12 protein-coding genes are annotated in these 13,602 nt (G+C 73.4%); 1 reads left to right on the top strand and 11 read right to left on the bottom strand.

The window, feature by feature from the left end; all coding sequences use genetic code 11:
- Positions 1 to 5 precede the first annotated feature (5 nt).
- From CFP66_RS07105 to purS, 8 genes are all read right to left on the bottom strand, one after another.
- Positions 6 to 2,159 (bottom strand): bifunctional diguanylate cyclase/phosphodiesterase, encoded by a 2,154-nt coding sequence (locus tag CFP66_RS07105; RefSeq protein WP_143517148.1) that lies wholly within the window; start codon positions 2,157 to 2,159, stop codon positions 6 to 8.
- A 209-nt stretch (positions 2,160 to 2,368) separates the two neighbouring features.
- Positions 2,369 to 2,728 (bottom strand): sterol carrier family protein, encoded by a 360-nt coding sequence (locus CFP66_RS07110; protein WP_094921664.1) that lies wholly within the window; start codon positions 2,726 to 2,728, stop codon positions 2,369 to 2,371.
- 198 nt (positions 2,729 to 2,926) lie between these two features.
- On the bottom strand, positions 2,927 to 5,218 hold the full coding sequence (gene purL / locus CFP66_RS07115) for a phosphoribosylformylglycinamidine synthase subunit PurL (protein ID WP_233159190.1): 2,292 nt from the start codon (positions 5,216 to 5,218) through the stop codon (positions 2,927 to 2,929).
- 163 nt (positions 5,219 to 5,381) lie between these two features.
- A complete protein-coding gene (locus CFP66_RS07120; RefSeq protein WP_094921218.1) occupies positions 5,382 to 5,834 on the bottom strand; it encodes a response regulator in 453 nt (150 codons plus the stop codon).
- Positions 5,831 to 7,405, bottom strand: coding sequence for an ATP-binding protein (locus CFP66_RS07125; RefSeq protein WP_094921219.1), 1,575 nt, complete (start codon positions 7,403 to 7,405; stop codon positions 5,831 to 5,833). Before CFP66_RS07125 ends, CFP66_RS07120 begins: the two co-directional genes overlap by 4 nt.
- Positions 7,402 to 8,625 (bottom strand): PP2C family protein-serine/threonine phosphatase, encoded by a 1,224-nt coding sequence (locus CFP66_RS07130; protein WP_094921221.1) that lies wholly within the window; start codon positions 8,623 to 8,625, stop codon positions 7,402 to 7,404. Before CFP66_RS07130 ends, CFP66_RS07125 begins: the two co-directional genes overlap by 4 nt.
- 91 nt (positions 8,626 to 8,716) lie before the next feature.
- Positions 8,717 to 9,391 (bottom strand): phosphoribosylformylglycinamidine synthase subunit PurQ, encoded by a 675-nt coding sequence (purQ, locus tag CFP66_RS07135; RefSeq protein ID WP_094921222.1) that lies wholly within the window; start codon positions 9,389 to 9,391, stop codon positions 8,717 to 8,719.
- Positions 9,388 to 9,621, bottom strand: a complete 234-nt coding sequence (purS, locus tag CFP66_RS07140) for a phosphoribosylformylglycinamidine synthase subunit PurS (protein WP_094921224.1) — start codon at positions 9,619 to 9,621, stop codon at positions 9,388 to 9,390. The genes purQ and purS overlap by 4 nt, the downstream gene beginning before the upstream one ends.
- 134 nt (positions 9,622 to 9,755) lie before the next feature.
- Here purS and CFP66_RS07145 point away from each other — a divergent pair, with 134 nt between their 5' ends.
- Positions 9,756 to 10,382, top strand: coding sequence for an MBL fold metallo-hydrolase (locus tag CFP66_RS07145; RefSeq protein WP_094921225.1), 627 nt, complete (start codon positions 9,756 to 9,758; stop codon positions 10,380 to 10,382).
- Positions 10,383 to 10,496: 114 nt separating this feature from the next.
- On the opposite strand, the gene CFP66_RS07150 is transcribed toward CFP66_RS07145, so the two are convergent.
- From CFP66_RS07150 to purB, 3 genes are all read right to left on the bottom strand, one after another.
- Positions 10,497 to 11,243, bottom strand: coding sequence for a DUF2334 domain-containing protein (locus CFP66_RS07150; protein ID WP_094921227.1), 747 nt, complete (start codon positions 11,241 to 11,243; stop codon positions 10,497 to 10,499).
- Between the two features lie 73 nt (positions 11,244 to 11,316).
- Positions 11,317 to 12,147: a phosphoribosylaminoimidazolesuccinocarboxamide synthase gene (locus CFP66_RS07155; protein ID WP_094921228.1), complete on the bottom strand. Its 831-nt coding sequence runs from the start codon at positions 12,145 to 12,147 to the stop codon at positions 11,317 to 11,319.
- Positions 12,144 to 13,562, bottom strand: coding sequence for an adenylosuccinate lyase (gene purB, locus CFP66_RS07160; protein ID WP_094921230.1), 1,419 nt, complete (start codon positions 13,560 to 13,562; stop codon positions 12,144 to 12,146). The genes CFP66_RS07155 and purB overlap by 4 nt, the downstream gene beginning before the upstream one ends.
- Between the last annotated feature and the right edge of the window lie 40 nt (positions 13,563 to 13,602).

Here is a 13,602-nt window from a genome sequence, read left to right on the forward strand (position 1 = left end):
GCGGCTCAACGGCCGATGCTACGCCGCTGGAGGCCCGGGACCCAGCCTCCGGGACCGGCGTCACCGAACCACCGGCCCTGCCCGAGGTCGCAGCCGAGCTCGGCGAGGCGCTGCGCCTGCACGGCCGTCTCCACCCACTCCGCGGTGACCTCGAGACCGAGGGCGTGCGCGAGCTCCACCAAAGCCCGGACGATCGAGGAGTCTGTGGGGTCGGCGGACGGGTTGCGCAGCCCGTCGATGAAGGACCCGTCGATCTTCAACCCGTGCACCGGGAGCCTGCGCAGCCAGGCGAGGCTCGAGTAGCCGGTGCCGAAGTCGTCCAGCGCGATCCGGACGCCCGCCTCCCGCAACGCGCCCAGCGCGTCGAGGACCACCACCTCGTCACGGAGCACGGCCTGCTCGGTGATCTCCAGCTGGAGCAGGTGCGGCGGCAGGCCGGTGGCGGCCAGCACCCCGGTGACCTCGTGCACCCACGCCGGTTCCGCCAGCTGCACCGGGGAGACGTTCACGCTGACGAACGGCGCGGCGTCGCCCAGCTCGTGCCACCAGGCCGCGGCCTGGGTGCACGCCGCCTCCAGCACCCACCGGCCGAGCGGCACGATCGCGCCGCTCTGCTCGGCGAGCTCGATGAACCGGTTGGGCCCGACGAGCCCCTGCTCGGGATGCTGCCAGCGCACGAGCGCCTCGGCGCCCCGCACATGGCCGTCGGCCAGCCGCACGAGGGGCTGGTAGACCAGCCGGAACTCCCCGCGGTCGATCGCCCCGCGCAGCCCGGAGAGCAGCGCGAACCGGGCGGCCTCCGCGGCGTCGCGCTCCGAGTCGAACACGACGCGCCGCCCGCCGCCCAGCGCCTTCGCCCACGCGCGGGCCACGTCGGCGGCCCGCAACAGCTCCGCGGCACTGCCCTGCGCGGTCGCCGCCTCGGCCACTCCGATGCTCGCGGACACGACCAGGGTGTGGTTGTCGATCCGGAACGGCGTGGCCAGCGCCGCCTGCAGGCGGTCGGCGAGCCTGCTCACCTCGGCCGCACCCGCGGGATCGGCCACGAGCACCGCGAACTCGTCGGCGCCCGTCCGGCACACGACGTGGTCACCGGCCGCCAGCTGCAACCTGCCCGCGACACCGAGCAGCAGCCGGTCACCGACCTGCTGGCCCAGCTCGTCGCCGATCGGGTGGAACCCGTCCAGATCGAGCGCGCAGACGCCCACGTTCTCCGGCCCGTCCCCGGCGAACGCGCGCTCCAGCCACTGGTCGGCCACCGCCTCGTTCGGCAGGCGCGTGAGCTGGTCGGAGAAGGACGCCTCGTGCAGCCGCGACCAGAGCCGGTGGCGTTCCGAGACGTCCTCGACCACGGCCATGAGGTGCGACGCGCTGCCGTCGTCGCCGAGCACCCGCGAGGCCGTGGCGTGCACCCACCGCACCCGCGAGTCGGCGCGCACGAGCCGCAGCTCCAGGCGCATGACCTCGGGCTCGCCGCGCACGAGCCGCTGCAGCCGCTCGACGACGTCCACCATGTCGTCGGGGTGCACGAAGTCCGACACCGGACGCGGCTGGTCGAGCGGACCTCCCAGGCCGACGATGTCCGACAGCGCCGGGTTGAGGTCCAGGACCTGGCCGTCGAGGGCCAGGATCGCGATCCCCACGGCGCCCTGCTCGTAGACCGCGCGAATGTGCCAGTCGAGGACCGTCGGCGCCCGGCCCCGCACCGGGGCGGCGGGGCGCTGCCGGTCGCGGTAGGCACCCACCGCGCCGGCCACCAGCTCATCCAGCACCGCGGCGAGACGCAGTTCGCCGTCGCGCCCGTCCAGGCCCAGCGCCGCGGGCGCGTCGCGGCGCAGCAGCCGGAGGCTGGGCACGATCACGTCCCCGAACTCGTCACCGAGACCGCTCGGGCGACGGCACGCTCCGATGGGCACAAGCTGCGCTCCGATGCTCCGCGCGGCCAGCGGCCAGAACGGCTCGGCGTGCACCGTGGCGGCGAGCTGGCGCAGCACCGTGGCGAAGTGGCCTGCCGCGCTCGGGTCCCCGTCGTGGATCAGTTGGGACCACCGGGCCGCCACCGACTCGATGCGCCCGTGCTCGGAGGCACGGGGTGGGCGGGCCGGCGAGCCGGGCGCGGGGATCTCGGCGGGACCGGGAAGGCTGCGCGGAGCGACCACGCGCCCACCTCCTGTCGCCCGTCCGGTTCGACCCGCCCCTGATCGGATCAATCTTCCGTCCCTCACCCGAGTTCGCGCCACCACGACGTGTGCGCATTCACCGAAGCGAGCGGCACGCTAGTGTCCCCCGCCGGAAGCTCGCCGAACAATTCGGCGGCCCAGCTCCACGCCTGGGTCCACCGACTTACCCGGCGGGGGACACTAGTCGCTCACAGGAGCGGCAGCAGCCGGGAGACTTCCGCGCTCCGGCTCCCCGACGCCAGCAACGAGCCTGTGCTCAGCGCGGCGTCCCACGTCAGGCGGCCGGCCACCAGCGCGAGCCATGTTCGCGCGTCGGACTCCACCACGTTCGGCGGGGTGCCACGGCCGTGTCGCGGCCCGCTCACGCACTGCACCGCGCCGAAGGGCGGGATCCGCACCTCGACGCTGTGCCCCGGCGCCGCGGCGGCGAGGGCGGCGAGACTGTCCTTCACCGCTGCGCGCAGGACCGGCCGATCCGGCGCCGCCCCACCGTCCAGCCACTCCAGCACCGCGGCGTCGACGGCCGTGCCGCCGGATCCTCCTCGCACGTCGGGGACGGTAACCGATTCGGCACGGACCTGACCGTTCGGAGAGGTGATCACCCGAACGGCTCGCCCCCGCTCAGCCCAGAGATCGCTCCGCAAGCTCCGCTCAGCCCCGATGATCGCTCCGCAAGCTCCGCTCAGCCCCGATGATCGCTCCGCAAGCTCCCCGCTCAGCCCCGATGATCGCTCCGCAAGCTCCGCTCAGCCGAACAGCGCCGGCAGCGTCCCCTCCCACGCCGCGCGCAGCGTCGCGAGCGGCAGCTCCGGGAGACCCTCGACGGTCAGCGCGGAGCCGCCCGTGGTCCCCAGCACCCCGGAGGGCACCCCGGCCTCCTCCGCGTGGGCCAGCACCTCGTCCACGCGGTCGGCCGCCACGGTGACGAGCACCCGCCCCGCCGACTCGGAGAACAGCGCGACGAACGGGTCGAGCGGCGGGAGCGTCACAGCCGCCCCGTGCCCCCCGACCAGGCACGCCTCCACGAGCGCCTGGGCGAGCCCGCCGTCGGACAGGTCGTGCGCGCCGGTGAGCAGTCCGTCGGCGGCCGACCGCGCGAGCAGCGCGGCGAGCCGGGCCTCCGCGGCCAGGTCGACGGCGGGCGGGCGGCCCCCGAGGTGCTCGTGCACGACGTGCGCCCACTCGCTGCCGCCCAGCTCGTCACGCGTGTCGCCGAGCAGCACGACCGCGTCACCATCGCGGCGGAACCCGGACGGGACGCGGGTGGCCACGTCCTCGAGCACGCCGAGCACGCCGACCACCGGGGTCGGCAGGATCGCGCGGTCGCCGGTCTGGTTGTAGAAGCTGACGTTGCCGCCGGTGACGGGGATGCCGAGCTGCGCGCACCCGTCGGCGAGGCCGCGCACGGCCTGCTGGAACTGCCACATGACGTGCGGATCCTCGGGCGAGCCGAAGTTCAGGCAGTTGGTGACGGCGAGCGGCACGGCCCCGCTGGTGGCCACGTTGCGCAGGGCCTCGGCCAGCGCGAGCTGCGCACCCGAGTACGGGTCGAGCGCCACGAAGCGGGCGTTGCAGTCGGTGGCGACGGCGATGCCGCGGCCGGTGCTCTCGTCGATCCGCACCACTCCGGCGTCCGCCGGCTGGGCGGAGGCGGTGTTTCCGCGCACGTAGCGGTCGTACTGGTCGGTGACCCACGCGCGGCTGCACAGGTTCGGGCTGGCCGCCATGCGCAGGATCTCGGCGTGGAGCTCGCTCGGCGCGGCCGGGCGCGGCAGCCGGTCCGGGGCGTCGGCGATCAGCAGGTCCTGCCGGTCGGAGCGAGCCACCGGCCGCCGGTAGACCGGGCCGTCGTGGGCCACGGTGCGCGGCAGGACGTCCACCACGGTGTCGCCGTGCCAGTCGATCACGAGGTGATCCCCGTCGGTGACCTCGCCGATCACGGTGGCGAGCACGTCCCACTTGCGGCACACCTGCAGGAACGCGTCGACGTCCTGCGGGCGCACCACGGCGCACATGCGCTCCTGCGACTCGCTGGACAGGATCTCGGCGGGCGTCATCCCCGTGGCGCGCAGGGGGACGGCGTCGAGGTCGACGTGCATGCCGCCGTCACCGGCGCTCGCCAGCTCCGAGGTGGCGCAGGACAGGCCCGCACCGCCGAGGTCCTGGATGCCGACCACCAGGCCCGCGTGGAACAGCTCCAGGCAGCACTCGATGAGCACCTTCTCGGTGAACGGGTCGCCCACCTGCACCGACGGGAGCTTCTTGCGCCCGCCGCCGGTCTCGTCGCCGGCGAAGGTCTCGCTGGCGAGCACGCTCACGCCGCCGATGCCGTCCAGGCCGGTGCGGGCGCCGAACAGGATGATCTTGTTTCCGACCCCGGAGGCGAACGCCAGGTGCAGGTCCTCGGTGCGCATCGCGCCGACGCAGAGCGCGTTGACCAGCGGGTTGCCCAGGTAGCCGGGGTCGAACACGACCTCCCCGCCGATGTTGGGCAGCCCGAGCGAGTTGCCGTAGCCCCCGACGCCCGCGACCACGCCGGGCAACACGCGCGCGGTGTCCGGAGCGTCCGCGGGGCCGAAGCGCAGCGGGTCGGCGACGGCGACCGGGCGCGCGCCCATCGCCATGATGTCGCGGACGATCCCGCCCACACCGGTGGCCGCACCCTGGTAGGGCTCGACGTAGGACGGGTGGTTGTGCGACTCGACCTTGAAGGTCACCGCCCAGCCGTCGCCGATGTCGACGACACCGGCGTTCTCACCGATCCCGGCCAGCATCCGCTCGCGCATCGCGTCGGTGGTGGTCTCGCCGAAGTACGCCAGATGGACCTTCGAGGACTTGTAGGAGCAGTGCTCGCTCCACATCACCGCGTACATCGCCAACTCGGCATCGGTGGGCCTGCGGCCCAGGATCTCGCGGATGCGCGCGTACTCGTCGTCCTTGAGCCCCAGCTCGCGGAAGGGCTGGGGGTGGTCGGGGGTGGCGGCGGCATGCTCGACGGAGTCGGCCGCCTGCACGGCTGGTGTCCCGGCTGATGTCACGGCTGGTCAGCCTACGTCTCGCCGTCACGGTCCGGGCCGTCGGCCGCGTCACGCCCGCCATCCGCGCTCACACACCGACTTCTGCGCCGAGACACCGACTGCAGTCGGTGTGCGAGGTCAGGAGTCGGTGCGTGAGCGATCAGGGTCGCTCCGCCGCGCCGGGTCAGGACTTGCGCGTGTCGGTCGGCAGCTGCACGACGCTCACGAAGAAGTGGTCGATCTGCTTGATCGCCTCGATGAAGCCCTCGAAGTCCACGGGCTTCGTGACGTAGGCGTTGGCGTGCAGCTGGTAGCTGCGCAGCACGTCCTCCTCGGCCTGCGAGGTGGTCAGCACGATCACCGGGATGGAGGCCAGGTTCGGGTCGGCCTTGACCTCGCGCAGCACCTCACGCCCGTCGCGACGGGGGAGGTTGAGGTCGAGCAGGATCAGATCCGGGCGCGGGGCGTCCGCGTAGGGCTCCTCCCGGTGCAGGTACGCGAGCGCCGCCTCGCCGTCGCTGACCACGTCGAGCCGGTTGTGCAGGTACTCGTCGAACGCCTCGCGGGTCATGAGCACGTCACCGGGATCGTCCTCGACCAGCAAGACGTTGATCGTCTTGGCCTGCGGATCGCTCATTCGTCGGCCTCCTCGGGAAGTGCGGGCAGGGTGAAGCGGATGGTCGTGCCGGGGCCGGAGCCGGACACCAGACCGATCCGGCCCCCGTGGAACTCGACGATCTTCTTGCTGAGCGCGAGGCCGATCCCGGTGCCCGGGTAGACCTCGCGGCCGTGCAGCCGCTGGAAGATCACGAAGATCTTCTCGCCGTACTCGGGCTCGATGCCGATCCCGTTGTCGGAGACGGTGATCTCCCAGGTCGCGCCGTCCCGGCGGGCCTGGGCTCGGACGACGGGTGGCACGTCCTCGCGGCGGAACTTCAGGCCGTTGCCGAGCAGGTTGGCCAGCAGCACCTGCAGCAGGCCGGGGTCACCGGAGACGGTCGGCAACTCGTCGATCACGAGCTCGCCGCCCGCCTCCTCGCGCACCGACTCGAGCTGCGCGGCCGCCGAGGCTGCGACGCCGCTGAGGTCGACGGTGCGGAAATCCTCGGTGCTGCGCCCGACGCGGGAGAACGCGAGCAGGTCGTTGATCAGCCGCTGCATCCGCTGCGCGCCGTCGACGGCGAACGCGATGTACTGGTCCGCCCGCTCGTCGAGCTGACCGGAGTACCGGCGCTGCAGCAACTGGCAGAAGCTGGACACCTTCCGCAGCGGCTCCTGCAGGTCGTGGCTCGCGACGTAGGCGAACTGCTCCAGGTCCTGGTTGGACCGCGCCAGCTCGCGGGCCTGCTCGTCGAGCCGCCGGTTGACGGCCTGGGCGTCGTCGAGGTCGCGCAGGATGTGTCGGCGCATCGCCTCCACGTCCTCGCCCAGCTCGCTGATCTCCCGCGGTCCGCCGACGCGCACCGGCCGCTGGACATCACCCGACACGACCTCACGCACCTTGTGGGCCAGCTCCGAGAGGGGCCCCAGCACGCCCCTCGCCAACCCGATACCCGCGGCGACCAGGAACGACGCCAGCACCGCCGAGATCGCGACACCGACACCCACCAGGAACGATGACGCGTCGTCCATGCGGTCGTAGGCCGCACCCCGCTGCGCCTCCAGGTCCGCCACCAGCTCTCGCGTCGCGGCTCGTACCTCGTCGAACAGCGCCAGACCGGTCTCCGGTGCCGGGGCGTCCGACGCGGCACCGATCACGGGCTGGGCGTACTCCGCGCGCCACCGCTGCTCGGCGGCGCGCACCGCAGCGAGGTCGGGGGCGATCTCCTCGAGCCCGCGGTCGACGGCCGCCTCCAGCGCAACGACGGCCGCGTCCTGGGCACCGATCCCGCTCCAGTAGGGCTCGAGGAACTCGGGCCGGCCCGCGAGGTCGAACCCGCGCACGCCGGTCTCCTGGTCCACCAGCGCCACGGCCAGCTGCTGGGCCGACACCAGCGCCGGGCTCGCCACGTCCACCAGGCCGGACCGCGCGTCGGCGAGCCGCGACAGGGCCACCGCACCGAGCGCGATCGCGGCCAGCGCGATGAGGGCGGCGAGAGACGCGCCGACCGCGAACACCCGCGACAACGGCCAGCGCTGACCGCTCTCCTCGCTGCGGCGGCTGCGCAGGGCGCGCCTGCGCGGCGGCCGCGTGAGGTCGACGTTCACCCCGGCTGCCCCGTGGTGGCGCCGTGGGCGGCTTGCGGCGCACCCGCGGGCGTGTCGTCCGAGGAGAGCACCAGGATCGCGACGTCGTCGGAGAGGGCCCCGCCGTTGAACCCCTGCGCGCGTTCCACCAGGCGGGCGGGCAGCCCGTCGAGATCGACGTCGCGCTCCTCGGCGAGCAGGTCCAGGAGCCCTTCCTCCCAGAGCGGCTCGCCCTCGACCGGGCCGTGTCCCTCGATCAGGCCGTCGGTGTAGACCATCAGCACCCACCGCGGGTCCAGGGACACCGAGAGCGCGTCCCACGTGGCATCCGCCGACACGCCCAGCGGGAGGCCGACGGCGGGGGTGGCCGGGCGCGGTTCGGGATGTAGCGACACCGGCGGCGGATGGCCGGCGAGCCGGACGAGCGCGTCCGCCGTGCCCCCGGGACCCGTGCGGATCGCCACCGTGCACACGGTCGTGAACAGCGAAGGGTCGTGCCGCTCGCTCACGAGCACCTGCTGCAGCTTCGGCAGCAGCTGCGGCTCGTCGACCCCGGCCAGCACCAGCGCACGCCACGACACCCGCAGCAACGCGCCCAGCGCCGCCTCGTCGGGACCATGGCCGCACACGTCCCCGACGATGGCGTGCACCGTGCCGGTCGGGCCGAGCACGGCGTCGAAGAAGTCACCGCCGATCAGCGATCGGGTGCGCCCCGCCTGGTAGAACGAGCGCGCCCGGACGGCGCTGCCCGCCAGCAGCGGGGATGGCAGCAGCCCGCGCTCCAGGCGCACCGACTCGGCGGCGGCCAGCTCCTCCTCCCGCAACCGCAGCAGGCTGGTCTCGGCCCGCCGCCGCTCGACGGCGTAGCGCACCGCCCGGATCAGGACCTGCCCGTCGACCTTGCCCTTGACCAGGTAGTCCTGGGCGCCGGCCGCCACCGCCGCCATCCCGAGATGCTCGTCGTCCAGACCGGTGAGCACGCAGACCGCGGCCGTGCCGTGCGCGCGCAGGATCTGGCGCAGGCCGTCGAGCCCGTGGGTACCGGGGAGGTTGAGGTCGAGCAGCACGCAGTCCGACCGGCGCAGCAGATCACCCGTGACGACGTCGGCCACCGACTCCGACACGACCACGCGCAGCGCCGGATCGACCTCGGCGAGCAGCTCCTGCACGAGGAACGCGTCACCCGGATCGTCCTCCACCAGCAGCACGCTGCGCGGGGCTGCGGGAACGAAACCGGTCATGCGGGTGCTTCTCCTCGCGGGACCCGCGCTGTGGCGGAACGACGGAACGCGGCAGCCTAGATCGGAGAGTGGGCCTACCGCAGGTCGGGACTCAGGCGGCGGACACCGCGGCCTGCAGCACCGACGTGAAGAGCGCGAGCCCGTCGGCGGACGGGCCGGTCAGCAGGTCGATCGCGTGCTCGGGGTGCGGCATCAGCCCCACCACCCGACCGTCGGCCGAGGCGATCCCGGCGATGGCCGCCATCGACCCGTTGGGGTTCTCGCCCGCGTAGCGGAACACGACCCGGCCGTCGCCTTCGAGCCGCGCGATCGTCTCCGCGTCGGCGACGAAGCGGCCCTCGATGTTCTTGATCGGAACGAGGATCTCCTGGCCGGCTTCGAGGCCGCTGGTCCACGCCGTGGTGACCGAGTCGACGCGCAGCCGCTGGTCGCGGCAGATGAAGTGCAGCCCGGCGTTGCGCACCATGGCGCCCGGCAGCAGGCCGGCCTCGCAGAGGATCTGGAACCCGTTGCAGATGCCGAGCACGGGAACGCCCCGCCCGGCCGCCGCGACGACCTCGGTCATGATCGGCGCGATGCTGGCGATGGCTCCCGCGCGCAGGTAGTCGCCGTAGGAGAACCCGCCGGGAACGACGATCGCGTCGACGCCATGCAGGTCGTGGTCCCCGTGCCACAGCGACACGGGCTCCCCGCCCGCGTACCGCACGGCGCGGGCCGCGTCCACGTCGTCCAGGGTGCCCGGGAAGGTGATGACCCCGATCCTCATGCCCGTGTCACCACCCAGTCCTCGATCACGGGGTTCGCCAGCAAGGTGGCGGCCACCCGCTGCAGCGTCTCGTCGTCCACAGAGTCGTCCACCTCGAGCTCGAAGTGCTTGCCCTGCCGCACGTCCCCGACGCCATCGACACCGAGCCGCGCGAGCGCACCCGCAACAGCCTGCCCCTGCGGGTCGAGGATCTCCGCCTTGGGCATCACGTCCACCACGACCTTCGCCACGCGACCAGCCTACGGTCACCTGCGCGGCCCCCTCCCCCGACCGCCCGTGACCCTCCTCCCAACCGCCCGCGACCAGCCCCGGCACCTTCCGTCCGTCCCGCGCACGGGCACCTCCGGTGGCAGGATGAGCGTCCGTGCAGATCACCCACTACGGCCATTCCTGCGTGCTGCTGGACACCGGTGCGGCCCGGCTGCTCATCGACCCCGGCTCGTTCTCGGCCGGGTTCGAGTCGGTGCGCGGGCTCGACGCGGTGCTCGTCACCCACCAGCACTTCGATCACCTCGACGCCGACCGGCTCGGCCCGCTGCTGGACGCCAACCCCGACGCCAGGCTCGTCGTGGACAGCGGCACCGCGGAGCAGCTCGACGCCGTCGCGCACGAGGTCGTCGCTCCCGGCGCGACCGTGGAGATCGCCGGTGCCCGCGTCGACGTGCTGGGCGGGCGGCACGCCGTGATCCACCCCGACATCCCGGTGATCGCCAACAACGCCTACCTGGTGGACGGCACCCACCTGCACCCCGGCGACGCGTTCACCCCGCCGCCGGCACCGGTCGAGGTGCTGTTCCTGCCCACCGGCGCACCGTGGCTCAAGGTCGCCGAGGCGGTCGACTACCTCCGGGCCGTCGCGCCCCGGACCGCCGTCCCGATCCACGAAGCCGTCCTCGCCCGCCCGGCGATGCACTACGGGATGTTCGAGAAGCTCGGCCCGCAGGGCACCGCGATCCGCGTGCTGGACCGCGAGACGCCCACGGACCTCTGACCCGGCCGCGACACCCGCGCACGCAGACCGCGACTCGCGTGCAGTGGGAGCCCGACTCGCGCGGGTTGGGCTCCCCCACTCCGCGAGTCGGGGTGTGGGGGTGCGTGTGTCGCGTCAGGCGGCGCGGGCGGGGGCCCCGAGGTGGTACGTGGCCGGGCCGGCGCCGAGGGAGAGTGCCGCGTCCACCGCGGCGAGCACGGCGGTCCGACGGGGCGCGCGCTTCAGGTCCTTGGCCCGCACGTTGATCCGCACGAGGCCACCGCGCCGGACGGTGCGGACCACCTCCGCGGCCAGCACGCGGCAGCGCCATGCCTCGGCCGCCCGTCGGTCGTCGGCGACGGGGCGGCGCTCGCCGGACACCCGGAAGCCGAGCACGCGGGCCCTCAGCAGCACGCCTTCCCGGAGGAACCGCACGCCGTGCTCGTCGGCGAGCATCCCGAACCCCTGCTCGCGCAGGGCCGTGGCGGTGCCGGGCGACGCGAGCCAGCGCGGTGGCACGAACAGGTCGGTGCGCAGCCCGACCGCGGTCAGGGCCCGGCGGGCGGCCGTGAGCCGCAGGCCGGCCTCGTGCGGGGGCAGGGCGGCGAACTCGGCGCGGCGCCCCACCCTCGCCAGCGAGGAGCCCATCGGCTCCGGTGTGTGATCGAACCCGTGCAGCACCAACGCGTCGCCCACCGCGCGCCGCTCGTGCAGGAAGCGCACCAGCGGCGCGCCGTCCGGCACGCCCGCGGGTCGGAACAGCTGCGACAGCGGAACACCGCGCGCGTCCAGCTCGCCGGCGAAGTCGACGGCTCGGGCGAGCGCCTCGGGGGCGTCGTGGGTCAGCCCGGAGAGCGAGACGACCAGGTGTGAGACGGCCACGCGGCTATGGACTCATGCCGGCGTGAACAGCGGTTGACCAGGCCGTGAGGGGCGGATGGTGACTGAGCGCCATTCACAGGTCGCGGCCGGTGATCCGTTCGTAGGCCTCGACGTAGCGGGCGCGGGTGGCTGCCACGACGTCGGCGGGCACCTCCGGCCCCGGCGGGGTGCGGTCCCAGTCCAGGGTCTGCGACCACTCGCGCACGAACTGCTTGTCGAACGCGTACTGGGGCCGGCCCGGCTCCCAGGAGTCGGCCGGCCAGAACCGCGACGAGTCCGGGGTGAGCACCTCGTCGGCGAGCACGATCCGCCCGTCCCCGTCGACACCGAACTCGAGCTTGGTGTCCGCGACGATGATCCCGTTGGTCGCCGCGGTCTCGGCACCACGCGTGTAGACGGCCAGAGTGAGCTCGCGCAGCCGCGCGGCGGTGTCCGCCCCGACGAGGGCGACGACGTCGTCGAACGTCATGAACTCGTCGTGCTCGCCGACCGCCGCCTTCGTGGTGGGGGTGAAGATCGGCTCGGGCAGCTTCGACCCTTCGACGAGGCCGTCCGGGAGCGGCACCCCGGACACGGTGCCCTGCTTGCGGTACTCCTCCAGCCCCAGCCCTGCGAGGTAGCCGCGCGCGATGCATTCCACGGGCAGCATCTCCAGCCGCCGGCACCGGACGGCGCGGCCGGCGAACTCGGCCGGCACGTCGGTGCCGGAGACCACGTGGTGCGGGACGAGGTCGGCGAGCCGGTCGAACCACCACAGCGACAGCTGGGTGAGCACGCGCCCCTTGTCCGGGACGGGCGTGGGCAGCACCACGTCGTAGATCGACACTCGGTCCGACGCCACCAGGACGAGGTCGTCCCCGTCGAGGTAGACGTCGCGGACCTTGCCCGAGTGCAGCAGCTTCACAGGATCGCTCCGGGGGTGTAGGTGGCGGCGTTTGGGTGCGCCTCGGCGATCTCCCGCACGCGGTCGGCGACGGCGGCGACCTGCGCGGTGGCGGCGCCGGTGAACCGCAGCGGGTCGGTGAGCAGCCCGTCGAGCGTCCCCGCGGGCAGCCCGAGGCGCTCGTCACCGGCGAGCCGGGCGACGAGGTCGTTGTCGGCCTGGCCCTTCTCGCGCATGGCCAGCGCGACACCCACGGCGTGCTCCTTGATCACCTCGTGTGCGGTCTCCCGCCCGACCCCGGCGCGCACGGCGGCCATCAGCACGGCCGTGGTGGCGAGGAAGGGCAGGTAGCGGTCGAGCTCACGTGCAACGACGGCCGGGTAGGCGCCGAACTCGTCGAGCACCGTCAGCGTCGTTTCGAACAGGCCGTCGAGGGCGAAGAACGCGTCGGGCAGCACCACGCGGCGCACCACGGAGTCGGAGACGTCGCCCTCGTTCCACTGGGAGCCGGCCAGCTCGGACGCCATCCCGGCGTAGCCGCGCAGCAGCACCAGCATCCCGTTGATCCGCTCCGCGGACCGGGAGTTCATCTTGTGCGGCATCGCCGACGACCCGACCTGGCCGGGTTGGAACCCCTCCGTGGCCAGCTCTGCACCTGCCATCAGCCGGATCGTGGTGGCCAACGACGACGGCGCGGCGGCCAGCTGGACGAGCGCGCTCACGACGTCGAAGTCGAGCGAACGCGGGTAGACCTGCCCGACGCTTGTCAGCACGCCGGCGAACCCGAGGTGCCCGGCCACCCGCTGCTCCAGGTCGGAGAGCTTGGCCGCGTCGCCGTCGAGCAGGTCGAGCATGTCCTGCGCCGTTCCGACCGGGCCCTTGATCCCGCGCAGCGGGTAGCGCCCGCGCAGGTCCTCCAGCCGCGCGTAGGCCACGAGCAGCTCGTCGGCGGCCGAGGCGAACCGCTTTCCGAGCGTGGTGGCCTGCGCCGCGACGTTGTGCGAGCGCCCGGCCATCACCAGCTCGGCGTGCTCACCCGCCCGGCGGGCCAGCCGTGCGAGGACGGCGACGGTGCGGTCGCGGACGTGCTCCAGCGACAGCCGCACCTGCAGCTGCTCCACGTTCTCCGTGAGATCCCGGCTGGTGAGGCCCTTGTGGACGTGCTCGTGCCCGGCGAGCGCGTTGAACTCCTCGATCCGCGCCTTCACGTCGTGGCGGGTGACGCGCTCCCGCGCGGCGATCGAGGACAGGTCGACCTGCTCGATGACGCGCGCGTAGTCCTCGACCACGCCGTCCGGGACGTCGATGCCGAGCGCGCGCTGCGCCTCGAGCACCGCGATCCAGAGCCGTCGCTCCAGAACGATCTTGTTCTCCGGCGACCAGATCCGGACCAGCTCCGGGCTCGCGTAGCGGGCAGCCAGCACGTTGGGAATCACGTTAGGGCAGCTTACGGCTGCGGGCCCGCACCGCCGCGCC

This window comes from Pseudonocardia sp. MH-G8 (assembly GCF_002262885.1).
Lineage (GTDB): Bacteria > Actinomycetota > Actinomycetes > Mycobacteriales > Pseudonocardiaceae > Pseudonocardia.

Excerpts from the sequence above, each read along its gene's own strand:
- purQ (WP_094921222.1), bottom strand. The coding sequence starts at position 9,391 with ATGAGGATCGGGGTCATCACCTTCCCGGGCACCCTGGACGACGTGGAC.
- CFP66_RS07130 (WP_094921221.1), bottom strand. The coding sequence starts at position 8,625 with ATGACCGGTTTCGTTCCCGCAGCCCCGCGCAGCGTGCTGCTGGTGGAG.
- CFP66_RS07120 (WP_094921218.1), bottom strand. The coding sequence starts at position 5,834 with ATGAGCGATCCGCAGGCCAAGACGATCAACGTCTTGCTGGTCGAGGAC.